At 70.1% G+C, this 24,764-nt stretch carries 21 protein-coding genes and 1 tRNA gene; 12 read left to right on the forward strand and 10 right to left on the reverse strand.

Going from position 1 to position 24,764, the window contains the following annotated elements; all coding sequences use genetic code 11:
- Window positions 1-25: 25 nt before the first annotated feature.
- Complete coding sequence (locus ACYVJS_RS14285; protein ID WP_460740538.1) at window positions 26-1,120, forward strand: glycosyltransferase family 2 protein; 1,095 nt, start codon at window positions 26-28, stop codon at window positions 1,118-1,120.
- A 1-nt stretch (window position 1,121) separates the two neighbouring features.
- Here ACYVJS_RS14285 and ACYVJS_RS14290 read toward each other — a convergent pair whose 3' ends face one another.
- Genes ACYVJS_RS14290 through ACYVJS_RS14300 form a run of 3 tightly spaced genes read right to left on the reverse strand, consistent with a single transcriptional unit; the run spans window position 1,122 to window position 5,386 of the window.
- Window positions 1,122-2,570 carry a CDP-glycerol glycerophosphotransferase family protein gene (locus ACYVJS_RS14290; protein ID WP_460740539.1) on the reverse strand — a complete coding sequence of 483 codons (1,449 nt, stop codon included), beginning with the start codon at window positions 2,568-2,570 and terminating at the stop codon, window positions 1,122-1,124.
- Window positions 2,567-3,826 carry a CDP-glycerol glycerophosphotransferase family protein gene (locus ACYVJS_RS14295; protein ID WP_460740540.1) on the reverse strand — a complete coding sequence of 420 codons (1,260 nt, stop codon included), beginning with the start codon at window positions 3,824-3,826 and terminating at the stop codon, window positions 2,567-2,569. The genes ACYVJS_RS14290 and ACYVJS_RS14295 overlap by 4 nt, the downstream gene beginning before the upstream one ends.
- A gap of 48 nt (window positions 3,827-3,874) precedes the next feature.
- Window positions 3,875-5,386: a S1C family serine protease gene (locus ACYVJS_RS14300; RefSeq protein ID WP_460740541.1), complete on the reverse strand. Its 1,512-nt coding sequence runs from the start codon at window positions 5,384-5,386 to the stop codon at window positions 3,875-3,877.
- A gap of 98 nt (window positions 5,387-5,484) precedes the next feature.
- On the opposite strand from ACYVJS_RS14300, the gene ACYVJS_RS14305 reads away from it, so the two are divergent.
- On the forward strand, window positions 5,485-6,684 hold the full coding sequence (locus ACYVJS_RS14305) for a pyridoxal phosphate-dependent aminotransferase (RefSeq protein ID WP_460740542.1): 1,200 nt from the start codon (window positions 5,485-5,487) through the stop codon (window positions 6,682-6,684).
- A gap of 1 nt (window position 6,685) precedes the next feature.
- Here the strand turns inward: ACYVJS_RS14305 and ACYVJS_RS14310 are convergent, their stop codons facing one another.
- A complete protein-coding gene (locus ACYVJS_RS14310) occupies window positions 6,686-7,489 on the reverse strand; it encodes a carbon-nitrogen hydrolase family protein (protein ID WP_460740543.1) in 804 nt (267 codons plus the stop codon).
- Between the two features lie 86 nt (window positions 7,490-7,575).
- Between ACYVJS_RS14310 and ACYVJS_RS14315 the strand changes: the two genes are divergently transcribed.
- Window positions 7,576-7,649, forward strand: a tRNA-Met gene (locus ACYVJS_RS14315).
- Between the two features lie 70 nt (window positions 7,650-7,719).
- Here ACYVJS_RS14315 and ACYVJS_RS14320 read toward each other — a convergent pair.
- Together ACYVJS_RS14320 and ACYVJS_RS14325 are read right to left on the reverse strand one after the other, a co-directional pair.
- The gene (locus tag ACYVJS_RS14320; protein ID WP_460740544.1) at window positions 7,720-7,977 is read right to left on the reverse strand and encodes a hypothetical protein; all 258 of its coding nucleotides are present in this window, start codon (window positions 7,975-7,977) and stop codon (window positions 7,720-7,722) included.
- Between the two features lie 242 nt (window positions 7,978-8,219).
- A complete protein-coding gene (locus ACYVJS_RS14325) occupies window positions 8,220-8,702 on the reverse strand; it encodes a MarR family winged helix-turn-helix transcriptional regulator (protein WP_460740545.1) in 483 nt (160 codons plus the stop codon).
- Between the two features lie 76 nt (window positions 8,703-8,778).
- Here ACYVJS_RS14325 and idi point away from each other — a divergent pair, with 76 nt between their 5' ends.
- From idi to ACYVJS_RS14360, 7 genes are read left to right on the forward strand one after another with little or no spacing between them, the layout of a single operon-like run.
- Window positions 8,779-9,333: an isopentenyl-diphosphate Delta-isomerase gene (gene idi, locus ACYVJS_RS14330; protein ID WP_460740546.1), complete on the forward strand. Its 555-nt coding sequence runs from the start codon at window positions 8,779-8,781 to the stop codon at window positions 9,331-9,333.
- A complete protein-coding gene (locus ACYVJS_RS14335; protein WP_460740547.1) occupies window positions 9,330-10,388 on the forward strand; it encodes a polyprenyl synthetase family protein in 1,059 nt (352 codons plus the stop codon). Before idi ends, ACYVJS_RS14335 begins: the two co-directional genes overlap by 4 nt.
- A complete protein-coding gene (locus ACYVJS_RS14340; protein ID WP_460740548.1) occupies window positions 10,385-11,257 on the forward strand; it encodes a phytoene/squalene synthase family protein in 873 nt (290 codons plus the stop codon). Before ACYVJS_RS14335 ends, ACYVJS_RS14340 begins: the two co-directional genes overlap by 4 nt.
- On the forward strand, window positions 11,254-12,807 hold the full coding sequence (gene crtI / locus ACYVJS_RS14345) for a phytoene desaturase family protein (protein WP_460740549.1): 1,554 nt from the start codon (window positions 11,254-11,256) through the stop codon (window positions 12,805-12,807). Before ACYVJS_RS14340 ends, crtI begins: the two co-directional genes overlap by 4 nt.
- A complete protein-coding gene (locus ACYVJS_RS14350) occupies window positions 12,807-13,133 on the forward strand; it encodes a lycopene cyclase domain-containing protein (protein ID WP_460740550.1) in 327 nt (108 codons plus the stop codon). Before crtI ends, ACYVJS_RS14350 begins: the two co-directional genes overlap by 1 nt.
- Window positions 13,130-13,435 carry a lycopene cyclase domain-containing protein gene (locus ACYVJS_RS14355; RefSeq protein WP_460740551.1) on the forward strand — a complete coding sequence of 102 codons (306 nt, stop codon included), beginning with the start codon at window positions 13,130-13,132 and terminating at the stop codon, window positions 13,433-13,435. The genes ACYVJS_RS14350 and ACYVJS_RS14355 overlap by 4 nt, the downstream gene beginning before the upstream one ends.
- Entirely contained in the window at window positions 13,432-14,316 is an 885-nt protein-coding gene (locus tag ACYVJS_RS14360; RefSeq protein ID WP_460740552.1) for a prenyltransferase, read from the forward strand. Before ACYVJS_RS14355 ends, ACYVJS_RS14360 begins: the two co-directional genes overlap by 4 nt.
- Window positions 14,317-14,513: 197 nt before the next feature.
- On the opposite strand, the gene ACYVJS_RS14365 is transcribed toward ACYVJS_RS14360, so the two are convergent.
- A complete protein-coding gene (locus ACYVJS_RS14365; protein WP_460740553.1) occupies window positions 14,514-17,414 on the reverse strand; it encodes a UPF0182 family membrane protein in 2,901 nt (966 codons plus the stop codon).
- Between the two features lie 63 nt (window positions 17,415-17,477).
- Entirely contained in the window at window positions 17,478-18,599 is a 1,122-nt protein-coding gene (locus tag ACYVJS_RS14370) for a YlbL family protein (RefSeq protein ID WP_460740554.1), read from the reverse strand.
- 123 nt (window positions 18,600-18,722) lie between these two features.
- On the opposite strand from ACYVJS_RS14370, the gene ACYVJS_RS14375 reads away from it, so the two are divergent.
- Window positions 18,723-20,078: a zinc-dependent metalloprotease gene (locus ACYVJS_RS14375; RefSeq protein WP_460740555.1), complete on the forward strand. Its 1,356-nt coding sequence runs from the start codon at window positions 18,723-18,725 to the stop codon at window positions 20,076-20,078.
- Between the two features lie 720 nt (window positions 20,079-20,798).
- Here ACYVJS_RS14375 and ACYVJS_RS14380 read toward each other — a convergent pair.
- Window positions 20,799-22,559, reverse strand: coding sequence for an ATP-dependent helicase (locus tag ACYVJS_RS14380; protein WP_460740556.1), 1,761 nt, complete (start codon window positions 22,557-22,559; stop codon window positions 20,799-20,801).
- A complete protein-coding gene (nudC, locus tag ACYVJS_RS14385) occupies window positions 22,556-23,446 on the reverse strand; it encodes an NAD(+) diphosphatase (protein WP_460740557.1) in 891 nt (296 codons plus the stop codon). The genes ACYVJS_RS14380 and nudC overlap by 4 nt, the downstream gene beginning before the upstream one ends.
- A 63-nt stretch (window positions 23,447-23,509) precedes the next feature.
- On the opposite strand from nudC, the gene ACYVJS_RS14390 reads away from it, so the two are divergent.
- Window positions 23,510-24,760, forward strand: a complete 1,251-nt coding sequence (locus tag ACYVJS_RS14390) for a phosphotransferase (protein WP_460740558.1) — start codon at window positions 23,510-23,512, stop codon at window positions 24,758-24,760.
- Window positions 24,761-24,764 lie beyond the last annotated feature (4 nt).

Below are 24,764 nucleotides of genomic sequence, written 5' to 3' on the forward strand. Positions count from 1 at the left end.
AGCGCACGCATGGGATGATCGTCGGATGCATGTCGACGCGGGGGGCCATCGTGACGCCCCGGTTCCCGGCGCCGGGGCAGGCGTGTCCTTCGTCATGCCCGTGCTCAATGAGGCGCGATATCTGGAACGCGCCGTGCGGAGTGTGCTCGCCCAGCAGACTCCCGGCCCCATGGAGCTCGTGCTGGCGCTGGGCCCGTCCTCCGACGGCACCGACGAGATCGCCGAGCGTCTCGCCGCCGAAGACGACCGCATCCTGCTCGTCCGCAACCCGGACGCCGACATCCCGACAGGTCTGAATCTGGCGATCGCCGGCAGCACCCTTCCGACCATCGTGCGCGTCGACGCGCATTCCGAGCTGGCCCCGGGTTACACGGCGCGGGCTCTCGAGACGCTCGCGCGCGTGCGTGCCGCGAACGTCGGCGGTGTGATGCAGGCCGACGGCCGCACGCCCTTTCAGCGCGCCGTCGCCCGCGCTTACAACTCCCCTTTCGGTCTCGGCGGCGGGGCGTATCACGGCGGGCGGCGCGAGAGCGCGGCCGAGTCCGCCTATCTCGGCGTCATGCGCCGCGTCGTCGTCGACGAGGTCGGCGGATTCGACGAGTCGCTGCGCCGCGGCGAGGACTGGGAGTTGAACCTCCGCATCCGCCGCGCGGGTTACCGCGTCTGGTTCGATCCCGCTTTGCGCGTGACGTACTGGCCGCGCGAGAGCTGGCAACGACTGGTGCGCCAGTTCCGGGCCACCGGTGCCTGGCGCGGCGAGTTGGTGCGCCGCTACGGCCGCCGCAACTCGCTCCGCTTCTTCGCGCCGCCGGTGCTCGTGGCCTGCGTGACCCTCGCCGTCGTGACCGGTGTGTTGCAGCTCACCGGTCTCCTCTCGGGCGTCACGGCCCTCGTCGCGAGCGCCGTCTACCTGCCCGTGGTCGCCTATGCCGTCCTCGTCGTCGGCGTCGCGCTCGGCCCCGGCGGCGGCAAGGGATGGCGTGACAAGCTCTGGACGATGGGCGTCCTCCCCTCGATGCACCTCGCGTGGGGTGCCGGGTTCATCCAGGGACTCGTGCGCGGTGCGCGCGACACCGTCGACACCTCGCGGCTCGGATCACGCAACACACCGCTGCCCTGACTCAGCCGCCGATCAGCCCCTGATCCAGGATGCGGGCGACCACCCGCTCTGCCGCGTGGCCGTCATCGCGCGCATTGAACGCGCGCTGCCACGCGGCGTACCGGTCGGCATAGGCCGCAGCGTCCTGCGTCATGGCCACGGTCAAGTCCCCCTGCGTACGCACGAGCGGCCCGGGCGCGCGCTCGGCGAGATCGAAGTAGAACCCTCGGAGGCGTCCCCGGTAGTCCTCGAGATCCGGCACGAAGAAGAACACCGGCTTGCCGGTGACGGTGAAGTCGAACATCACCGACGAGTAGTCCGTCACCAGCGCATCGGCGGCCAGCAGCAGCTGGGCGGTGTCGGGGAAGCCCGTCACGTCGACGACCCGTGCGCCCTGGGCGTCCGTGCCGGGCAACAGTGTGCGCGAGTGACCGCGCACCAGCACCACCGCGCCCGTGTCGGCCGCGAGTTTCTCGGCATCCAGGAAGTCCACGATCTGCTCACGGTCGTCACGCCAGGTCGGCGCGTAGAGGATGACGTGTTCGTGCTCGCCGATACCGAGGCGCCCGCGCACCGCCGCCGCATCCCCCGTGCGCAGCACGTCATTGCGCGGGTATCCCTCGACCCAGATCGGTCGGCGCAGAAACGCATAAGCCCGGCGCAGGATCGATGCCGCATACGGGTTCTGCGCCAGCAGCACATTCCATCGGAGCGATTCGCGCATGACGGCGACCGCGCGCCGCGGGTCGAAGCCGGGACGATGAAGCGCCAGCCGTTTCAAGGGAGTCCCGTGCCAGGTCTGGACGACGTGCTGTCCCGTCCTGCGCACATACCGGCGACGCAACCAGTCGTTGACCACCAGCAGGCGCGAGACCGCGCGGGCCCGCCACCAGTCCGGACTCCCCTCGACGACGGGGATCGCCCCCTCGGGCACCTCGACGGAGAGGTCGACGACGCTCCAGTACCGTACGAGGCCGGGCAGCCGCTCGCTGAGCACCCGGTCGATCGCGAGCGGATTGCAACTGGCGTTTCGTCCGTAGAAGCTCTCGAAGAAGACGGCTTCCTCCAAGGGCTCGCGCCCCGTCACGTAGCGTCGTTCGAGCGCTTCCTGCGCTTCTCCGGCGTCGTATGCAGGGTCCACGGGCGGCCCGACCTCGAGCTCCCATCCGGTCAGCGTCGCGCGCACCGGCCCCAGCTGCGCGAGGGCGAGGGGCTCGGGAGCATCGGTCGGCTCCTCGGAGTCTGCGCGCTCCACGTGCACGCGGTAACGTCCGCTCGGCAGCGGAAGCACCGGCCCGCCCCAGCGGGAGGCGGAGAGCGTGAGCGTCGCCGTCCACGTCTTCCCTCGGCCCGTGAGCGTGGCCGCCACCCGCGCACGGGCGCCGATCAGCTCGACGCTCTCGGGCCGGGCGCCGGTTCCCCGCAGGACGAGCGCCGGCGCGCTCCCGGTGATCCACTCCGCCGTGGTCATGCGATCTCCTTACGAGGCTCGTTGCCACCGATGGCGGCCATGATCGACCGGTAGACACGCTCAGCGTTACGGCCGTCGCGGTGCGCGTGCACCGCCGCATCCAGTCGCCGAGCGCGTTCCAGCCGCGCCCGGCGCTCGTCGTCGTCCGAGAACACGGCCGCGATCTGTGTGAGCGTCTCCCCCCAGTCGACGGCGACATCCGATCCTGCGACGTCGGCATACGTGCCGTAGAAGCCGCGACGACGGGCGTAGTCGTCGACGTCCGGGGCGAAGTAGACGACCGGCAACGGCACGAGCGAGGAATCGTAGGCCAGCGAGGAGTAGTCGGTGACGAGCAGATCCATGCCCGGAAGTACCGGCGTGACATCGGCCAGACGCTCACTGCCGAGCAGGTGGACGCGCTGCGTCCCCTCGGGGGGCGCGTACTCTCCGGCGCCCAACGGATGCGGGCGGACGATCAGTCGCGCGCTGTGCTCGTCGAGCAGGGAGGTGATCCGCTCCCAGTCGGCGGCCGTGGGGATCGCCGGGTCCTCGTCGCCGTCGCGCCACGTGGGGGCGTAGAGCACCAGCCGGTCGTCGGCGAGCGGACCCAGCAGTGCGTCGAGCTGCCGGCGAGCGCTCTCCCGACGTTCCGCCGCAGTCCCCCGCGACAGCACGTCGACCCGCGGCTCTCCGACGACGGGCACGCGCGAGTCATCGAGCGAGAACGCCGACTCGAGGCGACCCCGCACGAGGTGGGATGCGGCCGGCAGGAGGCGGATCCGACGTGTCGCGCTGCGGTACATGAGTGCGAGCAGACGCCGTACCAGTCGGGATGACGGGAGGAAGGAGCTCCGCAGGGTCTCGGGAGAGTCGATGCCGATGCGCTTGAGCGGGATGCCGTGCCACAGCTGAACGAGGTACGACCCGGACACGGCGTAGCGGTTGACGTCGCCGAAGCCGTGCGTGACGACGACGACCTCGGCGCGCGCCGTGAGCCAGAGTCCGCGCAGCGAATCGGCCCGGACATGCGGGATGCCTCGAGATGCTGCATCCCGCGCCTGCGCATCGGTGCGGATCAGCCAAACGGCGCGGTGGCCGCGCGCGACCGTCTCGTTCCAGAGAGCGAGGCCGCCGTCGGCGACTCCCGCCGCCGATCCGAACACCCAACTCCCCCGCGCCCGCGGCACGAGCAGCGTGAGGGCGCGTCCGGCCGCATAGAAGGGGATGGCGAGGAGCTTCTTCGCATTGCCGTCGCCGAACGAGAAGGACGCCACCTCGCGAGCCTATCGCGAGGTGGCGTCCGAACCGTCGGAGCGGTGTGGTTACTCCAGAGTGCCCAGCGTGAGCTTGGCCGTCTCGGTCTTGCCGTCGCGGACGTAGCTCAGCGTGGCCTCGGAGCCGCCGGCGGCCGCACGCACCTGGGCGGTGAGATCGATCGCGTTGGTGACGGGAACCCCGTTGAACTCCGTGACGATGTCTCCCGAGCGCAGCCCCGCACCGGCGGCTGCGCCTCCCGAGGACACGTCCTGGATATAGGCGCCCTGGATCGTGGCGTTCTTCTGCGAGGCGGCGTCGGCGACGGTCGCGCCCAGCAGCCCGTGCGTGGCGCTGCCGTCCTTGATGATCTCGTCCGCCACACGCTGGGCGATGTTCGCGGGGATGGAGAAGCCGACGCCGATGTTGCCCGACTGACCGCCCGAGGAGCTGCCGCCGGAGGACGCGATGGCCACGTTGATACCGATGAGCTTGCCGTCGGAGTCCACCAGCGCACCACCCGAGTTGCCCGGGTTGATCGCCGCATCCGTCTGGATGACCGCGATCTTGATCGTGGCGTTCGGGGACTGCTGCTGTTGCTGCTGCCCCTGTCCGAAGTCGAACTGGAACGGGCTCTCCTGCTGGCCCTGACCGCCGTCCTCGTTGGTGGAAGAGTCGTCGGGCGCCGCCGAGGAGGCGATCTCGATGGAGCGGTTCAGGGCGCTGACGATGCCGGTGGTGACCGTGTTGTCGAGGCCCAGGGGGGCGCCGAGCGCGATCGCCTGGTCTCCGACGTTGAGCTTGCTCGAGTCGGCGAAGTCGATCGGGGTCAGCCCGGATGCGTCCGTCAGCTTGATGACAGCGAGGTCATACGTCGGGTCGGTGCCCACGACCGTGGCCCGGTAGACCTTGCCGTCGGAGGTCGTGACGGAAAGGGTCGGGTCGGCCGTGGCGCCGTCCAGCGTCACGACGTGCGTGTTGGTGAGCACGTAGCCGTCCGCGGAGAGGATGACACCGCTGCCCGTGCCCCCGCCGTTGCTCGCGGTGGCCGAGATCGTGACGACACTGGGCAGGACCTTGGCGGCCACGGCGGTGACGTTGTTGACCTTCTGGGTGTCGTTGACCGTCACGACGGTGGGGCTGCTGGCCGCCGTCGTCTGCGTCTGACCCCACATGCTGATCCCGGCGTAGGTTCCGCCGACGCCGGCGGCGCCGCCGACGAGAGCCGCGGCGACGAGCAGACCGACGGTGCGGCCGGCGGTGGACTTCTTGCGCGTCGGCGCCGGCGCGGACGGCGCAGGGCCGCCGAGCGGCAGCGTCGGCGCGGTCTGGGCGCCGGGGCCGAACGCCTGGCCCGTCGCGGCTGCGCCGGCTCCGGGGGCGCCGTAGCCGGCAGGCGCCTTCGGGTACGAGGCGGGGTAGGGCGGGCGCGGCGGCATGGCCGGTGCCGCAGGTGCAGCCGCGGCCGGCGGGGTCGTCGGCACATCGGACGCGGGGGCCGGCTGCGGCGATGCGGCGGGCGCGACGGGTTCGGACACAGAGTCTTCGGATTCGGGGCGGGAGCCCTGGTTGTCACTCATGGTTGCTCCTTCTGACAGGCGATCTTCACTGTGACCGTCGTCTCTGTGGTTTTCCTATGCCAGCCTTGGGACAGCCCTATGGGACTAACGTGTGCTGAATGCGAAACCAGAACGCGCCCTGGCAACGGGTGGCTGCGGGCGCCGGACTCCTGGGCTCTGACGGCACCCCCGCCCCTACGATCTTCGCAGAGATGAGCGCGCTCGCGGCCGAAACGGGTGCCATCAACCTGGGCCAGGGCTTCCCCGATGAGGACGGCCCGGCCGAGCTCCTCGAGATCGCGCGAGAGGCGATCGCGACGGGTGTCAACCAGTACCCGCCCGGTCGCGGCACGGCGGATCTCCGCCTCGCGATCGCCGAACACCAGGCGCGGTTCTACGGGCTGCGCATCGATCCGGATCGCGAGGTGCTCGTCACCGCGGGGGCGACCGAAGCGCTCGCGGCGACCCTCCTCGCGCTCGTGGGCCCCGGCGACGAGGTGGTCGTCTTCGAGCCCCACTACGACGCGTACGCGGCGGACGTGGCGCTGGCCGGCGCCGCACTCGTGACCGTCCCCCTGCGCTGGCCCGACTTCCAGCCGGACCTCGACCGGCTCGCCGCCGCCGTCACCGACCGCACCCGCGTCATCCTGCTCAACGATCCCCACAACCCCACGGGAGTCGTCTTCGCCGACGAGGTGCGTGCGGAGATCGTGCGGCTCGCGCATCGGCACGACGCGATCATCGTGACCGACGAGGTGTACGAGCATCTGGTCTTCGACGGGCGGCGCCACGTTCCCATCGCGACGTTGCCGGGCGCCGCCGAACGCACGATCTCGATCTCCTCCGCGGGCAAGACGTTCTCGGTGACGGGATGGAAGATCGGGTGGGCGACGGGGCCCGCATCCCTCATCGACGCCGTGCTCACGGTCAAGCAGTTCCTCACGTACGTCAACGGTGCCCCGTTCCAGCCAGCCGTCGCTGCGGGACTGCGCATGGACGACGCCTTCTTCGCGAACGTCGGCGCCCGGCTGCAGGACAAGCGCGACACGCTGCACGACGGCCTCAGCGCAGCGGGGTTCTCTCCGTTCCGCGCCGGTGGCTCCTACTTCACGGTGGCGGATGCGGCCCCGCTCGGCGTGAGCGACGCGCACGAGTTCTGCCGCAGCCTCCCGCAAGAGGCCGGGGTCGTGGCGATCCCGCTGACGGCCTTCGCCGCGCGGGGGCGGCGGCACGAGTACGCGAGCCTCGTGCGGTTCGCGGCCTGCAAGCGCCCGGAGGTCATCGCCGAGGCCATGCACCGCCTGACGGTGCTGGCCTGACTCAGCGAGGGACCACGCGGTAGCGCCGCAGCTGCAGCGCCGGATTGACGGCGCGGATGCGGGCCAGCTCTTCGAGGTCGATCGACGCGACCGTAAGCCCTTCCCCTGTGGCGAGGCCGGCGAGCACGACGCCCTGCGGGTCGAGGATGACGGAATGGCCGACGCCGACGGGCGCGGGGTGGTCCGCCGCGGCGACGAACGCCGTGCTCTCGATCGCGCGCGCCGCCAACAGGGTCTGCCACTGCTGCTCCTTCAGCGGACCGCGCACCCACTCGGCCGGCACGAGGATGACGTGCGCGCCGGCATCGACGATGCGGCGCGCGGCCTCGGGGAAGCGCAGGTCGTAGCAGGTCATGATGCCGAAGACGACGCCGTCGACGGTGAAGGTCTGCGGCTCATCGAGATCCCCGGGAGCGACCCAGTCCGACTCCTGCTGCCCGAAGGCGTCGTAGAGATGTTGCTTGCGGTAGCTGGCGAGGACACCCGAGGCGTCGACGGCGACGACGGTGTTGTGCACGCGGTCCGCATCCGCCGCCTCGACCAGACCCGCCACGAGGGTGAGGTCTTCCCGCTGCGCGATGTCGCGCAGACCCCGCACGAAGGGTCCGTCGAGCCCCGGCTCGGCGTTGTGGCGCAGCGACGCGTCGAAGGGGTCGACGAAGAAGCTGCTGTATTCCGGAAGCACCAGGACCCGGGCGCCGCGGGCGGCGGCGTGCGCCGCGAGGAGGCGGATCCGATCCAGGTTGGCGGCGCGGTCGGCTATCGGCGCGAACTGCGCGACGGCGAGGGAGAGAACGGCGGACACTCCCCCATCCTCGTGGCGCAGACGGGCCACGGCAACCGCCTCGATTCGCGCACTGCTCGAACGCGTGCTAGTGTTATCTCTTGTGCCGCGGGGTGGAGCAGTTCGGTAGCTCGCTGGGCTCATAACCCAGAGGTCGCAGGTTCAAATCCTGTCCCCGCAACAAAAAGAAGGCCCGGATCCTCGGATCCGGGCCTTCTGCTTTGCCCGGGAAGCCCCGGTCAGCGGCGGGTTCATCCAGTTGCGCCCCGGTTCGAGATGTCATCGGGAGTCCCCGGGACGCAGAGAGAAGACCCGTCGATGGCGTACAAGCCAGGCTCTGTCGAGAAGGAGACCGCGTTGATGTCGGGCCCTCGCCCGTAGACAACGATCCGCGGCTCGCTCTGGACCTGGACGTCGAGACCTTCCGACTCCCAGAAGTCCGCGACACTCTGAGCGTCAGCGAGATGGTCGGACAGAGGCTCGCGCCACAGACCCCAGGATGCGCTCACGCCTCTCCTCGACCCACTCGAGCATGACCCAATCGGAGCACCCGATGTGTCCCACCCCTCTGGCGAGAGCAGAGCGGCCGTGTCGCTGATCAGGGTGACGAGCCTGTCGCGTGACTCCTGCGGAGTCATGGCCACATCCGATGCACACCCGGTGGCCACAGATGCCAAGGCAAGGCCGCAGACGACGGCCAGCAGGCGGGCAGCGCGTCTTCGGCACGAAAGAAGCGTCATGCGTATACCTCTCAGGCGTCGGGGTCGATGCCGACCGAGAGACGCTCGATGAAGTCGGCGATCACGGCCAGCTCCGCCGGAGAGTAGTCGAACGCCACATCCCGCATCGCGTCGATGCTGTCGCGGAAGTGATGCGTGAAGTCGGTGCGAGACTTGTCCGTCAACGAGATGAGCCTCGCGCGACGATCCACCGGATGCGGCTTGCGCACGACATGCCCCGAGTCCTCGAGACGGTCCACCAGCTTCGTCGTGGAGGCAGTGGAGATCCGCAGGTGCCGCGCGATGTCGTGCGGACTGACGTCCTGTCCCCGCTGTTCGCGGATGATGAGCATGCGCAGGGCGGCAAGGTCGGTGGCGTTCATGTCCATGTCGCCCTTCATGCCGCTGTACATGCGATCCATGGCGTCGCTGAAGGCGCGCACGGCCGACAGGACGCGCCATACTGCGCGATCCGTATCACGCGACGTATCGTCGACGTCAGCGGGACTCGCCATGTGGACACCCCCTTAGGCCGTATGTATGCTCGATCGAACTCGGTTAGCTAGTAAAGCTAGCAAAATGGAAGGGCGTATGGACGAGATCGAACAGGTCATTCTTGTGGATGACGAGGGCAACCAGATCGGGACTGCGCCCAAGAGCAGTGTCCACGGTACAGACACCGCGCTGCATCTCGCTTTCTCCTGCCATGTTCTGGATGACGAAGGCCGGGTCCTCGTCACCCGCCGAGCCCTGCACAAGCGAACCTGGCCCGGCGTGTGGACGAACTCCTTCTGCGGACACCCGCGGCCGGCCGAGCCCGTCCTGAACGCCGTGAAGCGCCACGCCGACTCCGAACTCGGGCTGCGCCTGACCGACATCGAACTGGCCCTCCCCCTCTTCCGGTATCGCGCCACCGACGCGAGCGGCATCGTGGAGAACGAGATCTGCCCCGTCTACATCGCACGGGCCGAGAACCTGCCGCAGCCCAACCCGCTCGAGGTGCTCGAGACGCAGTGGGTGCACCCCGCCGACCTCGTGGCGGCGCTGGATGCCGCCGAGTGGGCGTTCAGCCCGTGGCTTGTGCTGCAGGCGCGTCAGCTCGACCTGTTCGTCGCCGAGCGGCGGACACGGGCCGGGGCACGATGATCTCCTGGCTGAGCGCGGAGAACCGCGCCGGTATCGATGCGGCGGTCGATGCCGCTCTCGCCCGCATCCGTCGGCGCGCGACCGACGGCGCCGACGCCTACGCCGCACTCACCGCCGCCGTGACGCGCGCGGCCACCGGCGGCAAGCGCTTCCGGCCGGCCAATGTTGTGGGCGCCTACCTGGCGTTCGACGGAGCGGACGAGGCGCTGCCGGCGGTCTACGAGGTCGCTGCGGCCTTCGAACTGCTGCACGCGGCCTTCGTGGTGCACGACGACGTGATCGACCACGATGTCCAGCGCCGCGGTGTCCTGAACATCTCCGGCGAGTTCCGCACGCGCGCCACCGCCGCCGGTGCGTCCGCCTCGGGCGCCGACGATCTCGGCGACGCGGCGGCGATCCTCGGCGGCGACCTGCTGCTGTACGAAGCCACCCGCATCCTCGCGCTGGTCGACGTCCCCGCAGCGACCCGGACGGCACTCGTTGAGCTCTTCGACGACGCCGTGTCGGTCTCGGCCGCCGGCGAGCTCGCCGACGTCGAGAATGCTCTCGGACTGCACGCGGCGGAGGCCGCGTCCGTGCTCACGACCGCACACGACAAGACCGCCGTGTACTCCTTCGATGCGCCGCTGCGTGCCGGCGCGCTGCTCGCCGGCGCGAGCGAGCCTGAGCTCGAGGCACTGCGCCGCGCCGGCGGCGCGCTGGGACTCGCCTTCCAGCTCGTCGACGATCTGATCGGCGCCTTCGGTACTGCCGACCAGGCCGGTCGGGATGTGGGCAGCGACCTTCGGGAGGCCAAGCGCACTCCCCTCGTCGTCCTGGCGCAGCAGGGAGCGGGCCGCGACGCGGTCGCGGAGGCTCTCGCGGTCGCGCACACGGGTCCGGTGGCCGTGCTCGCCGCACAACGCGCGCTGGACGCGACAGGCGCCCGCGAGCGCCTCGCGGTTCTCATCGACGAGACGCTCCGTTCCGCTCGAGCCGACGCCGCGACGCTCTCGCCGGCGGCTCTCGGGCTCGTGGACGAGCTCGCGACCCGCATCGCGGAGAGGATGCCGTGAGCGCGCGCGACCAGCCGAGCGGACTCTCCCTCTACGACCGGACGGCGGTGTCCGCCGCCGCATCCGTCATCCGCGCGTATTCCACCTCGTTCGCCCTCGCGACCGGGCTCCTCAGCCCGCGCACCCGCCCCCACATCCGTAACGTCTACGCGCTCGTTCGCGTCGCGGACGAGATCGTAGACGGGCCGGCCGGAGAAGCAGGTCTGGACCCCGATCGGCTGGAAGAAGTGCTGAACGCGTTCGAGCGCGAGACCCGTGCAGCCGTCGAGCGAGGATTCAGTGCGAACCTCGTCGTCCATGCCTTCGCCCTCACCGCCCGCGAGTGCGGAATCGGCGAGGACCTGACCGCCCCGTTCTTCGCATCGATGCGAACGGATCTCGGCGTGCGCGAACACGACGACGTATCGCACGACGCGTACGTCTACGGGTCTGCCGAGGTGGTGGGGCTGATGTGTCTCGCCGTCTTCGAGAACGCCGGACGCCGCTCCCCCTCCGCGCCCCCCGCCGAGCTGGTGGCGGGGGCACGCGCGCTCGGGCGCGCCTTCCAGGACGTCAACTTCCTTCGAGACCTGGAGCACGACGCGGGAGCTCTCGGACGGGACTACCTGGCCGTCGACGGCGTGGAGCGCACGCGGGATGACGTGCTCGACCGGATCGACGCGGATCTCGCAACCGCAGCGGCAACCATCCCCCTCCTGCCTTCGGACTGCCGGAGGGCCGTCACCGCCGCGCACGATCTCTTCGCCGCCCTGTCCACGCGCCTGCGCGGGGCGTCCGACGAAGGGCGCGTGCGTGTTCCCGCATCGCAGAAGGCCGTCCTCGCTGCCCGCGCCTGGCTGGGCGCCGCACCCCGGAAGGAGCGCTCATGAGTCGCACCGTCGTCATCGGAGGCGGGATCGCGGGGCTCGCCACGGCCGCCCTGCTCGCGAACGACGGGCACGAGGTGACCCTCCTCGAGGCGCGTGACGCGGTGGGCGGCCGGGCGGGCTCGTGGGAGCGCGACGGCTTCCGCTTCGACACCGGCCCCAGCTGGTATCTGATGCCGGAGGTGTTCGACCACTTCTTCCGCCTGCTCGGCACAACGACCGCGGAGCAGCTCGATCTCGTCGATCTCGTCCCCGCCTACCGCGTCTATGCCGAGTCCCACCTCGATGAGGCACCCGTCGACGTCGTGTCGGGTCGTGAAGAAGTCACCGCCCTGTTCGAGTCGATCGAGCCGGGAGCCGGTGCGCGTCTGGATGCGTACCTGGACTCCGCCGGCGAGGCTTACGACCTCGCCGTCACCCGCTTCCTGTACGACACGTACGAGTCGTACCGGAACCTCACCGACCGCTCGATCCTGCGCCGACTGGGCCACCTGGCGCGCCTTCTGACCCAGCCGTTGCAGTCCAGGATCGACAAGCGCTTCACCGACACGCGCCTGCGCCAGATCCTCGGCTACGCCGGCGTCTTCCTGGGCGGCTCGCCCTACCAGCTGCCGAGCCTCTACCACCTCATGAGCCACCTCGATCTCGACGATCGGGTGCGCTACCCGCAGGGGGGCTTCACCGCGCTCATCGACGCCATCGCGCGCGTCGCGACCGAACGCGGCGTCGTGATCGAGACGGGCGCCAGCGTCGAGCGCATCCTCGTCGCCGACGGCGTCGCGCGCGGCGTCATCACCGCCGACAGCCGCCGCTTCGACGCCGACGTCGTGGTCTCCACCGCCGATCTGCACCACACGGAGACCCGCCTCCTCCCCGAGCGGTACCGCACCTACCCGGAGTCCTGGTGGCAGTCGAAGACGCCGAGCTACGGTGCCCTGCTCGTGCTGCTCGGCGTGAAGGGCGAACTCCCCGAACTCACCCATCACACGCTCCTGTTCACGGAGGACTGGCGCACGAACTTCGCCGCCATCTTCGGCGACGCGACCCGCATCCCGGATCCAGCGTCGCTCTACGTCTGCCGCCCCAGCGCGACCGACCCCTCCGTCGCGCCCGAGGGACACGAGAACCTCTTCGTCCTCGTACCGATCCCCGCTGACCCGGGCCTCGGCCGCGGCGGTGTCGACGGAGCCGGCGACGTCCTCATCGAGCGCGCGGCGGATGCGGCCATCGATCAGATCGCCGCCTGGTGCGGTGTCCCGGACCTGCGTGATCGCGTCGTCGTGCGCCGCACGATCGCACCCGGCGACTTCGAGAGCGACCTGCACGCCTGGCGCGGCAACGCGCTGGGTCTCGCGCATCCGCTCACGCAGAGCGCCCTGTTCCGGCCCCGCAACGCCTCCGCCAAGGTCGAGGGACTGTACTACGCGGGCGCGTCCGTGCTGCCGGGCATCGGGCTGCCCATGTGCCTGATCTCCGCCGAGCTCGTGGTCAAGCGGTTGCGCGGCGACCGCTCGGCGGGCCCCCTCGCCGAGCCGGTGACCGAGGCGGTGTGATGCCGGGTCTCTACCTGCTGGCGCTGCTGGTCAGCATCGCCGGCGTGGCAGCTCTCGACGCGCGGTTCCGGCTGGCGCTCTGGGCGCGGCCGGGGCGTACCGCGGCAGCCGTCGGCATCGGTACGGCGTTCTTCCTCGTCTGGGATGCGGTCGGCATCACCACGGGTGTGTTCGTCAAGGGCGGCAGCCCCCTGCTCGTCGGCATCGATCTCGCACCCCACCTCCCGCTCGAGGAGCCGGTTTTCCTCGCGTTCCTGTGCTACCTCGCGCTCGTCGTGCACGCCGCAACCCTCCGTGTCGCGAGACGTCGGCGGGACACCGCATGACCTACCCGCTGATCGTGCTGCCCTTCGTGCTGCTGACCGCCGTCGTCACCGCGGTCAGCGCCCGCCGGCCCGGCTTCGCCCGACGGATGCGGGCCAGCGTCGTCGCAGCCGTCGTGTTGTTCGCCCTGACCGCGGTCTTCGATAACGTGATGATCGCCCTCGATCTGTTCACCTACCCAGCGGAGCATCTCAGCGGTATCCGGATCGGACTCGCGCCGATCGAGGACTTCTCCTACCCGCTGTGCGCAGCGTTCGGTGTGCCCGCCGTGCTCTCGCTGCTCCCGACTCGGAAGACCGAATGAGCGACCTCCGCCCCGCCGACGTGCTGCGCACACTGTTCGTCTCGTCGCGCCCCGTGAGCTGGATCAACACGGCTTTCCCGTTCGCGGCGGCCGTCGTGATGACCACGCGCACGGTGGATCTGACCCTCATCGTCGGCACGCTGTTCTTCCTCGTCCCCTACAACCTCGCGATGTACGGCGTGAACGACGTCTTCGACTACGAGTCGGATCTTCGCAATCCGCGCAAGGGCGGAGCGCACGGCGCCGTCCTCGATCGGCGGATGCACCGGATCACGCTGTGGGCGGCGGCGCTGTCGTGCCTGCCGTTCGTGGTCTATCTCATCGCTGTCGGCTCGCCCGCATCCTGGATCGTGCTGGCGATCAGCCTGTTCTTCGTGGTGTTCTACTCAGCGCCGCCGCTACGCCTCAAAGAGGTGCCGTTCGCCGACTCGATGACGAGCAGCATCCACTTCTTCTCACCCGCGGTGTACGGGCTCGTCCTCGCGGGCGCGACCTTCACGCCGGGGCTCGTCGCCGTCCTCGTCGCCTTCGCCCTGTGGGGCGTCGCTTCTCACGCGTTCGGCGCCGTGCAGGACGTCACCGCAGACCGCGAGGCCGGCATCTCCTCGATCGCGACCGTCCGCGGCGCGCGGTGGACCGTGTGGTTCGCGCTCGGATGCTATTTCGTGGCGGGGCTCGTGATGCTCGCGTCGGCCTGGCCGGGACCGCTCGGCGGCCTGCTCGTCATCCCGTACCTGCTCACCCTCTGGCCCTACCGCTCGATCACCGATGAGACATGCGAGCGGGCCACGGTCGGCTGGGGGCGGTTCCTGTGGCTCAACCAGCTGGGCGGCTTCGGTACGACGCTGCTGCTCATCTGGTACGCGCTGCTCACCGCCTGACGCGACGCGGCGCGCATCCCTCCCCCGGTCCGACCCGGATCCGGATCGCCCCCCGGGTCCGCGAGACTGCATTTCGAGCACGAGATCACGGGTAGATACCGTGATCTCGTGGCGAAGATGCAGTCTCGCGGGATGGTGCAGACGTTCGCGCCGGCCCCGCGGAATGCGGGACCGGCGCGAGGTGAAGCGGATGCGGGTCAGCCGCCCAGCTGGATCAGCTTGTCGACCGCGGCCGTGAGCCGGCTGTCGGCCTCGCCGTACTTCGTCCAGTCGCCCGCCTTGAGGGCGGCGTCCCGGTCGAGCAGCGCCTGACGGGCATCCTGCAGCGCGGCCTGGTAGTCCGGGCTTCCGGTCCCGCCGCTGGACGAGCCGTCCGTTCCGCCCGTCTGCTCGGGCGAGGGCGTCGTGCCGGGATCGGGCGCGACGTCCTGATCCCCCGCGTTGGCGCCGGAGTCGCCCCCGAACAGCGCGTTCAGCGCCTCGTTGAGCGTGTCTTCGAACGCGACCTCGGTGCCGAAGGCGACGAGCACCTTCTGCAACTGCGGCAGCTGGGTTCCGCTGGAGGCCTGCACGAACACCGGCTGCACGTACAGCAGTCCGCCGCCGACCGGGAGGGTCAGCAGGTTGCCGTTGATGACGTTCGACTGACCCTGTTTCAGGATGTTGATCTGCGCCGAGATCCCGGGATCCGAGTTGAACGTGTTCTGCACCTGACCGGGACCCGGGATGGTGGCGCCCGCCGTGATCTCCAAGAGCCGGAGCTTGCCGTAGTCGGGGCTCTTCACGCCCGCCTGGCTTCCGGCGTCCGAGTCCACCGAGAGGTATCCCATGAGAACGTTGCGCGACTCCGTGCCGGTCGACTGCGGGATGAAGCTCGTGAACATCGAGTAGCTCGGCTCGTCCTGACCCGGCATCTTCATGCTCAGGTAGTACGGCGGCTGGTTGACGTCGGGGTTCTGCGGGTCGGCCGGCGTGGACCACGCGTTGTCGCGCTCGTAGAGCGACTGCGCCGTGTCGACGTGGTACTCGCCGAGCATCGCGCGCTGCACCTTGAACAGGTCGGTCGGATAGCGCACGTGGCTCATCAGGTCGGCGGACATGTCCGAAACCGGCTTGATCGTCGTCGGGAAGACGTTCTGCCACGCCTGCAGCAGCGGATCGGTGTCGTCCCAGGCGTAGAGCGTGACCTTGCCGTCGTAGGCGTCCACGGTCGCCTTCACCGAGTTGCGGATGTAGTTGACGTTGTCGAGCGCGACGCGCGGAGTCGGGTTGTTCGCATCCTCGATGGCCTGCGACATGCTCGTCGCCGTCGAGTACGGGTACTGGTCGCTCGTCGTGTAGCCGTCGACGATCCACACCACGCGGCCGTCCACGACGCTCGGATACGGGTCGGAGTCGAGCGTGAGGTAGGGCGCCGCCTTCTGCACGCGCACCGCGGGGTCGCGGTCGTAGAGGATCTGCGACTTCTCGTTGATCGAGTCGGAGAAGACGATCTGCTCCGACTGGAACTTCAGTGCGTAGATCAGGCGGTTGAACATGTTGCCGATCGACGGTCCGCCGTCGCCGTCGAAGGTCGTGCGGGTGTCGTTGCCGCCGTCGCTCGCCGACGGGTAGTCCAGCTCGATCGGCGTCGTGCCGTCGGGGGCGCCCACGATGGAGTACGCGGGCGAGTTCTCACCGAAGTAGATCCGCGGTTCGTACTTCTCGTCGGTGAGGAACCCGGATGCGGGGATGCTGCCCTCGATGAAGACGGGGTCGCCGTCGGTCGTGCGCTCGTTGCCCTTGGCGACCACGAGACCGTAACCGTGGGTGTACACGAGGGTGGAGTTCTGCCAGGAGGCCGCATCGCCGAGGCCCGCGGTGTTCACCTCGCGGACCGAGACCACGGTGTCCTGCGTCTGACCGTCGATCTTGTACCGGTCCACATCGAGCGGGTCCTCGAAGCGGTAGTACGGACGGTACTGCTGCAGCTGGCGCACGGTCGGCTGGATGATCGCCGGGTCCATGATGCGGATGGATGCGGTGGTATCGGCGTCCGAGCGCAGCTGACCGGGCTCGGCGTCGGTCTTCGCGTCGTACGACGTCGTGTCGAGACCCTCGATGTTGAACGCCGTCTTCGTCGCCTCGAGGTTCCGCTCGAAGTACGGCATCTCGAGCGTGCGCTGGTTGGGCCGCACCTGGACCGTGTTGAGGATCCACGGGTACGCCACTCCCACCACGAGCGAGGTGACCACCAGCAGCGCGGTCGCGATCAGCGGGTAGCGCCAGCGTCCGATGACGGCCGTGACGAAGAAGAGCACGGCGACGAAGGCGGCGACGATCGAGAGGATCGTGAGGCCGGGGATCGTCGCGTTGACGGTCGTGTAGCTCGCACCCGTGATCCGGTCGCCCGCCTGCGTCAAGGTGCCGAAGCGGTCGAGGAACAGGCTCGCACCCTGCAGCAGCAGGTAGAGACCCGCGATGATCGCGAGCTGGATGCGTGCGGGCTTGGAGATGCGCAGCTCACGCTGGCCGATGCGCACCGAACCGTAGAGGTAGGACACGAGCGCGGTGACCAGCAGCGCCACCAGCACGACCGCCGAGGCGAAGCCGACGGCGCCCTGGTAGAACGGCAGCGCGAACAGGTAGAAGCCGGTGTCCATGCCGAACTGCGGGTCGGCGGTGTCGGTGTGGACGCCGCCCAACCAGAGCGCCGCGGTCTCCCACTGCGCCGAGGTCGCGAAACCGGCGAAGAAGCCGAAGAAGACCGGGATCCCCCACATGGCGAGGCGACGCAGCGGCTCGACGACCTCCTGGTAACGGTCGAGCTGGGAGCTCAATCGCACGTAGACCGGTCGCAGTCGATAGGCGAGCTGGATCGTGATCCAGATCGGGATGGCCATCCCGAGGAATCCGACGACGAACATCGCGGCGCGCCAGAGCCACTGCGTGGTCAAGACCGACGAGTAGCCGAGCTGGTCGTACCAGAGCCAGTCCGCGTAGAGGCTCGCGAAGAGGAAGAACCCCACCGCGAGCGCCGCGATGACGGCAAGCGAGATCGCGATCACCCGCCGCGATCGGTTGACAGGGACGGGCGTCGGCGCTGCGGTCGAAGTCACCCCTTCATCCTACGAGGGGCATGCGCCAGCGGTCGCCGTGAGCCCGCTATGCACGGCGATCGGTCAGCTGCAGGTGGGCAGCGCGTCGAGATCGGCGTCGGACGAGATCGCGTCCAGCACGTCGACAGCGTCGTCGAGCGTCGACACCGAGAAGACGCGAAGACCGTCCGGAACGTGCCCCACGACCTCGTCGCAGTTACTCTCGGGCGCGAGGAAGTACTGCGCGCCGGCGTCGTGCGCACCCCAGAGCTTCTGGCGGATGCCGCCGATGGGGCCCACCTCGCCGTCGGCCGTGATGGTGCCGGTACCGGCGACCTGCGCGCCTCCGTTGAGCTCGCCGGGAGTGAGCTGATCGATCATTCCGAGGGCGAACATCATGCCCGCCGACGGCCCGCCGACGTTGTTGAGCTGCACCTGGACGTCGAAGGGGAACGTGTAGGACACGGTCAGGGTGATACCGATCTGCCAGATGCCCGCCGCGTCGCCGGTTCCCTCCTGCGGCGTGACCGTGACGCTCTCCTGGGCGCCGCCGCGGTCTACGAGGATCTGAACAGGCGCGCCCGCACCGTCGTTGATGATGCGGCGCAGGCCGTCGGCCGTCGTGACGGCCGTGCCGTTCGCCTGGAGGACGCGATCGCCCGCCTGGAGCCGGCCGCTCGCGGGCGATCCGTCGGCGACGGCGGTGACCTGCAGCTGCGGACTCACGTCGTAGCCGAGATGCGTGAGCGCGGCAGCGGTGGCATCCGCCTGCGAGTCCACCATCATCGCGGTGTTCTGCTCCGACCGTTGCTCGCTCGTCTGCCCCGTCGGGAAGATCTGCTCGATCGGGACCACCGCCTTGGTGGGATCGAACCAGGCGACGGCCGCGTCCAGCCAGGACAGCCGCTGCTCGGGAGACCCGACGACCTGCACGGTGAGCAGGTCCAGCGATCCGTCCGTCGGATAGGTCTCGGCGCCGTCGATGGCGATCAACGGCACGTCCTTGCCGTCGGCGTCGGTGACCTCCCCGAGCGTGTTGTAGACGGGACCGGGACGCTCGATCACATACGGGCTGGGCAAGAACGACATCGCCAGCAACGCCAGCAGGGCGACCATCAGCGCCCAGATGCCGGCCACCACACCCCGCGGCATGCGTCGACGCGGCGGCTCGGGCGCAAGGGCGCTCGAGGTCTCGAACAATGTCACTGTGCCTCTTCCGTCGGCCGTTCGCGGCCGGCGTACGGCGAAGTCGTGCTCGCCCGGCTGTGCGATGTATCCCTGCGACTAGCGTAGAACGGGACGTTATCCCCCGGCTGAAAGGCGCCTGACGTGGCAGACGAGGACGACCGGAGCCCCGAAGACCAGTTCCAGGAGCTGCTGCGCCAGCTGTTCGGAGCAGACGGTCTCGACCCGGAGCAGCTGCGACAGCTCCAGCAGATGGGCATCGACCCCGCGATGATGCAGCAGATGATGGGCCAGATGCAGCGAGCTTTCACGAGTTCGGACGGCTCGATCGCATGGGATGCGGCCGAGCGACAGGCTCTGCACATCGCGAACCAGAGCGATCTCGGCGTGGGTGCAGGCTCGCGCAGCGATCTCGACCAGGCCTTCTCACTCGCGACTCTGTGGCTCGGCGAGGCCACCACGATCTCCGAGCTCGCCGAGGCGCCGCGCGCGCTGACCCGCGGCGCCTGGGTCGAGGCGACGATGCCGGTCTGGCGCGAGCTCGCCGAGCCGGTCGCCACGAGCATCGCCGATGCTCTCACCGCCACGCTGGCCGAGCAGGCCCCCGAGGAGATGCAGTCCATGCTCCAGGGCGCAGGACGCATGATGCGCTCGATCGGCGGCTCGCTGTTCGCGACCCAACTGGGCCAGGTGGTGGGGCGTCTGTCCATGGAGGTTGTCAGCGGCGGCGACGTGGGACTTCCCGTCATGCCCGCCGGTGCCGCGGCGATCCTCCCGCAGAACTTCGCCGACTTCGGCCAGGGCCTGGAGATCCCGGAGGATCAGCTCGCACTGTACGTCGCGACCCGGGAGCTCGCCCATGCCCGTCTCTTCCGGCACGCCCGCTGGCTGCGCCTGGACGTCATCGCGCAGGTGACCGAGTTCGCGCGCGGCATCCACGTCGACACGAGCCGACTCGAGGAGCTCGCGGAGCGCTTCGATCCCAGCCAGCCCGAGGAGCTGCGCCAGGCCCTCGAGAGCGGTGCGCTGCTTCCCGAGCGCACGGAGCAGCAGGACCTTGCCCTCACTCGCCTGGAGACACTCCTGGCTCTCATCGAAGGCTGGGTGGACATCGTGACGGCCGATGCGACCCACCGGTTGCCCAGCGCCGACCGTATCGCGGAGGTCGTGCGGCGCCGTCGCGCGGTCGGCGGTCCCGCCGAGAAGGCGCTGGGCTCCCTCGTCGGCCTCGAACTGCGTCCGCGACGGATGCGGGAGGCCGCGGCGATGTGGCGACAGGTCACCGACGCCGTCGGTGTCGCCGGTCGCGACGCCCTCTGGGACTACCCGGACCTGCTTCCGGGCGCAGCCGACATCGACGACCCGACCGCGCTCATCGAGCGGCTGTCGGCACGCGCGCGGGGCGAGGCACCGGAGCGGGATGCGATGGATGAGGCCCTCGAGCAGCTGCTCGCCGAGGAGGAGGGCGGTGAGGGGCCCGAAGGCCCCCGCCCGGTCTGATCTCTCCTCCCCAGCCGGTCCGCGTGGCGAGGCGGCGGTGTGGACAACCACGGCGTCGGTGTCGACGGGAACAGAATCGGGGCATGCTCCGACTCGATCCCGCCTATCCGCCGGTCTGGCGCGACGAGCGCACGCTGCAGTTCGGAGACGAGGCGCGCGCCGTGATCGCCGGGGCCGAGCCGTGGCACGAATGGCTCGTGCATGCGCTCCGCACGGGCATCAGCGCCAACGATGCGATCACTCTCGCCGCCTCGCTCGGGGCGGACCGTGCGGACGTGACCGACGTGCTGGAACAGCTCGCTCCCGTCCTGTGCTCCGACGCTCCCCACACGCGGGTGGGATTCGAGGTCTCCGACGCGATCGACGGTGCCGTCGCCGTCGCGGTGATCCGGCTGCTCGACACCTCGGTAGAACTCGTGACCGACCCCGACGAGCACTGCACGATCATCATGCTGGAGTCGTTCGTCGCCGACCCCGGACGCTACCTCGGGCACTTGCGCGACGAGCGATCGCATCTGCCGATCACCCTCGCCGGCGACCAGGTGCACGTGGGGCCGCTGATCACGCCCGGCGACGGGCCCTGCCTCGCCTGTGACGCGGCGCACCGTCGTGACCAGGATGCCGCGTGGCCAGGCATTGCGGCGCAGCTCATGTCTCAGCCCGCACCGCCGGTCGCGGCGGCGGTGATCGGGGAGGCGGTCGCCTACGCCGCGCGCCTGCTCACCGGTCAGCTGCCGCCGTCGGCCGCGCGGCGCCGGGTGACGTTCGCTGCCTCCTCGCCCCACCGGCAGTCGGCCTGGCCGGCCGTTCATCCAGCGTGCGCGTGCCGATCTCTTGCAGAAAGCGCGACGGCTGCCGAGCCTGCCGCGCCGACTGCGATGCCCACGAGAGCGACAGCGTTCGCGCGGCCCGCGTGATGCCGACGTAGGCCAGCCGCCGCTCCTCATCGATCTGTTCGAATCCCTGCGCGTAGGAGATCGGCAGCAGGCCCTCCGACAGTCCCACGAGATGCACGTGGTCCCACTCGAGACCCTTCGCCGCGTGCAGCGTCGCGAGAGTCACCGTCGCCAGCGAGGGCTCGTGCTGGTCGCGCGCCCTGGCCATCAGATCGTCCGTGAATGCGCGCAGCGTGGTGCCCTCGGGCTGCTCTTCGGCGAGCGCCAACAGTGCGGCGCGCGCTTCCCACGCATCGCGCAGTGCGCCGCCGACGGCGGGCGGCTCGTCGGTGTACCCGCATCCGCGGAGCACGTCACGCACCGTGTCACGGAAGCCCCCCTGCATCGGGGCCACCGTCGCGGCGCGCAGCGCCATGACGGCCTGACGCACCTCCGGCAGGTCGAAGAAGCGCTTGCCACCCATGACGCTGGTGGGAACACCCGCATCCGCGAGCGCCGTCACCAGCTCCGCCGACTGGGCGTGGGCCCGGTACAGCACGGCGACCTGACGGGGATCCGCGCCGTCGTCGAGCTGCGCACGGATGCGGGCGGCGACGCCCGCCGCCTCGTGGGCGTCGTCGTCGAAGCGGGTCACCGTGGGCACGGGAGAGTCCACGCCGCGGTCGGTGACGAGCTGCAGCGCGCCCGGACGACCGCGCATGAGGGCGTTGGCCACGCGGAGCACCGGCTGGTCGCTGCGGTAGTTGTGCTCGAGCGTGAAGCTGCGCGCGTCGGGGTGGCGTCTGGGAAAGTCCAGGAGGTAGTCGGCGCGCGCCCCGGCGAAGGAGTAGATCGTCTGGCTCGCGTCGCCCACGACGCACAGGTCGCGTCGCTCGCCGAGCCACAGCTCGAGCAGCCGGTTCTGCAGCGGCGAGACGTCCTGGAACTCGTCCACGGTGAAGTGCCGGTACTGCTCGCGCACCGACTGGGCGACGCGCGGCTCCGCCTCGATCATGCCGGCGCAGGCGAGCAGGACGTCCTCGAAGTCCAGTTGGTGACGCTCGTCCTTCAGCTTCTCGTAGGCGGCATGCAGCTCACGGATCTGCCCGGTGTCAAGCGTTCCGATCGTGACAGGACGCGTGCTTCCGATCTCGTCGATCCGCTGCATCGCGACCTTGCGCTGCTCGATGTGCGAGGCGACGTCGCGCAGTGTCGCGGTATCGAGATGCAGTCGCTGCTGTTCGGCCGCCTGCGCGAGCAGGCGCACCTTGTTGTCGACGATGCGCGGGGCGGGAACTCCCGCCACCTGCGGCCAGAAGTAGTTCAGCTGCGAGAGGGCGGCGGCGTGGAACGTGCGCGCGGCGACACCCACGATCCCGAGCGCGCGCAGACGTCCCCGCATCTCGCCCGCCGCCTTCGCCGTGAAGGTCAGTGCCATCACGCGGCCCGGTGAGTACGTGCCGCTGTCGACTCCGTAGGCGATGCGGCGCGTGATCACGCGGGTCTTGCCCGTGCCCGCGCCCGCCAGGACCCGCACCGGGCCGCGCACCGCCATCACCGCGGCGTGCTGCTGCTCGTCGAGATCTGCCAGGATGTCCACGCTCATGCGCGCTCCTCGTACCAGTCGCGGATCAGACGCCAGGAGATGGATGCCGAACCGGGCAGCACGACCTCTCCCCTGCCCTCGAGCGCGTCCCCGATCTCTTCGCGGGTGAACCAGCGGACCTCGACGATCTCGTCGCCGTCCGGGCGAGCCGCATCCGCGATCCTCGCCGCCGCATGGAAACCGAGCATGAGCGAACGCGGGTACGGCCAGGGCTGAGATCCGCGGTAGCGTACGCCGACGAGTTCCACCCCCGCCTCCTCCGCGACTTCCCGGGCCACGGCGTCCTCCAACGACTCGCCCGCCTCCGCGAAGCCGGCGAAGCAGGAGTACCTCCCGGCGGGCCAGGCGGCGTTGCTGCCCAGCAGCAGTCTGTTGGGGTCGTCGGCGTCGTGCACGGCGACGATGATCGCGGGATCCGTGCGCGGGAAGTGCTCGCGGCCACAGTGCGGGCAGTGACGGGCCCAGCCCGCCTGTCGCAGTTCGGTGCGCGTGCCGCAGAACGGGCAGTAGCCCTGTTCGCGCAGCCACACGCCCAGCGCCACAGCAGTGGTCGCCGCATCCGATTCCGCCTCCGGAAGCAGTCCGCCGATCTCCCGCAGCCGGGCGAACGGTTCGGCAACGGCCTCGGTCACCGCCGTCAGGACGCCCCGCCCGTCGACCGTGCGCCCCAGGAAGGCCCATTCGGATGCGGCCAGCCCGGCCGCGGCGACCAGGCGCAGACGAGGCACCTCGGCGCTGCCGGAGATCGACACGAGGTCGCCCGCCACAGCCAGGGCGAGGGTGGTGTCGTCGGCGCGCAGGGTGTCGACCAGCGCCGGGTCCTGCCGCTCCTCCGCGGCGCGCCGGAGCGGGAACAGAGCCTGTGCACCGGTGTCGGAAACGCTCACCGATACCTCCTCGACGGGCGTGGCGACCGGCTCGGGCCGGGGGTGGACGCCTACCCTGAGTGCATGCCACGCTCACCTCTCACTCTAGCCGCGTCGGTGACGGCGGCTCTTCCGGAGGCCGTCGTCGTGAGCGCGGGACGGCTGGGAAGCACGGACGAGAACGGTACGGCCGCGGCACTGGTCGAGCTCGCCGACGGTCGCCGCGTCGTGGTGCGTGTCGCGGGAGACGACGAGGCCGGTCGCACGGCGCGCGCCGACGCCCGCGTGCTGTCATCGCTGAGTGCCGGCGTGCGGAGCCTCCTCCCCTTCCGGGCACCCACCGTGCTGGGCGAGACCACGATGGGCTCCGAGCACGTCATCGTCACCGATCACCTCGTCGGCTACCGCGTCGACGCGGCCGATCTGCCGCGCGGTCCCGGATTCACCGGGCTCGTCGGACGCGCCATCGCCGCGGTGCACGATCTCCCCGTGACGGTCATCCGCGCCGAGGGGTACCCGGTGCGCTCCGCGCAGCAGGTGCGCTCCGACGCACGGCGCCTCGTCGAGCGCGCGGACGACACGGGCCGCCTCGTTCCCGAGCTCCGGGAGCGCTGGCTGAGCCTGATCGACGACGACGCCGCGTGGCGCTACGAGCCCACCGTCGTCCTGGACGGGCTCGAAGTGTCCTCCTTCGTCTTCGACGACGTCGACGGGACGCCCGAGGTGGTCGCCCTTCTGGACTGGCAGGGCCTGTCCATCGGGGATCCCGCCGTGGATCTTCGATGGCTGGGCTCCGCGCCGGAATCGGTCGAGGGCGTCCACGACGGCTATACGGCGGCGTCGCATCATTCGCCGGACCCTGCTCTGATCGCCCGGGCGCGGTTGTTCGCGGAGCTCGAGTTCGCGAAGTGGCTCGTGCACGGCGTCGACCAGGGCGATGAGTTCGTCATCCAGGACGCCACGAAGCTTCTGGCCTCACTCGCCGATGCGACCGCGGGCACCGAACTCGTGCGCGGCGTCTCCGCCGACGTCGAGGACGCCATCGCGCTTCTCGGGCGGGTGCCGGAGACCGAGCCCGCAGGCGGGCAGACATCGATGCAGACCGACGCATACGACCCGGTCGAGCTGGGCGCCTACCTCGCCGAGGAGGAGGATCGCCAGGGATCGGCGTCCGCGGAGGGCATGCCGACGCTGCCGGTGGATCTGTCCGAGTGGACGGCCAGACCGCAGCCGGCGCACGACGACACCGCCGACACGGCGGAGGACGACGACGAGAGCCGCGAGGAGACCGCGCGCGCATCGCGGGAGGCGCTGCGCCGCTGGACCGAGGGCTGAGCAG

The sequence above is a fragment of the Microbacterium neimengense genome, from assembly GCF_054782995.1.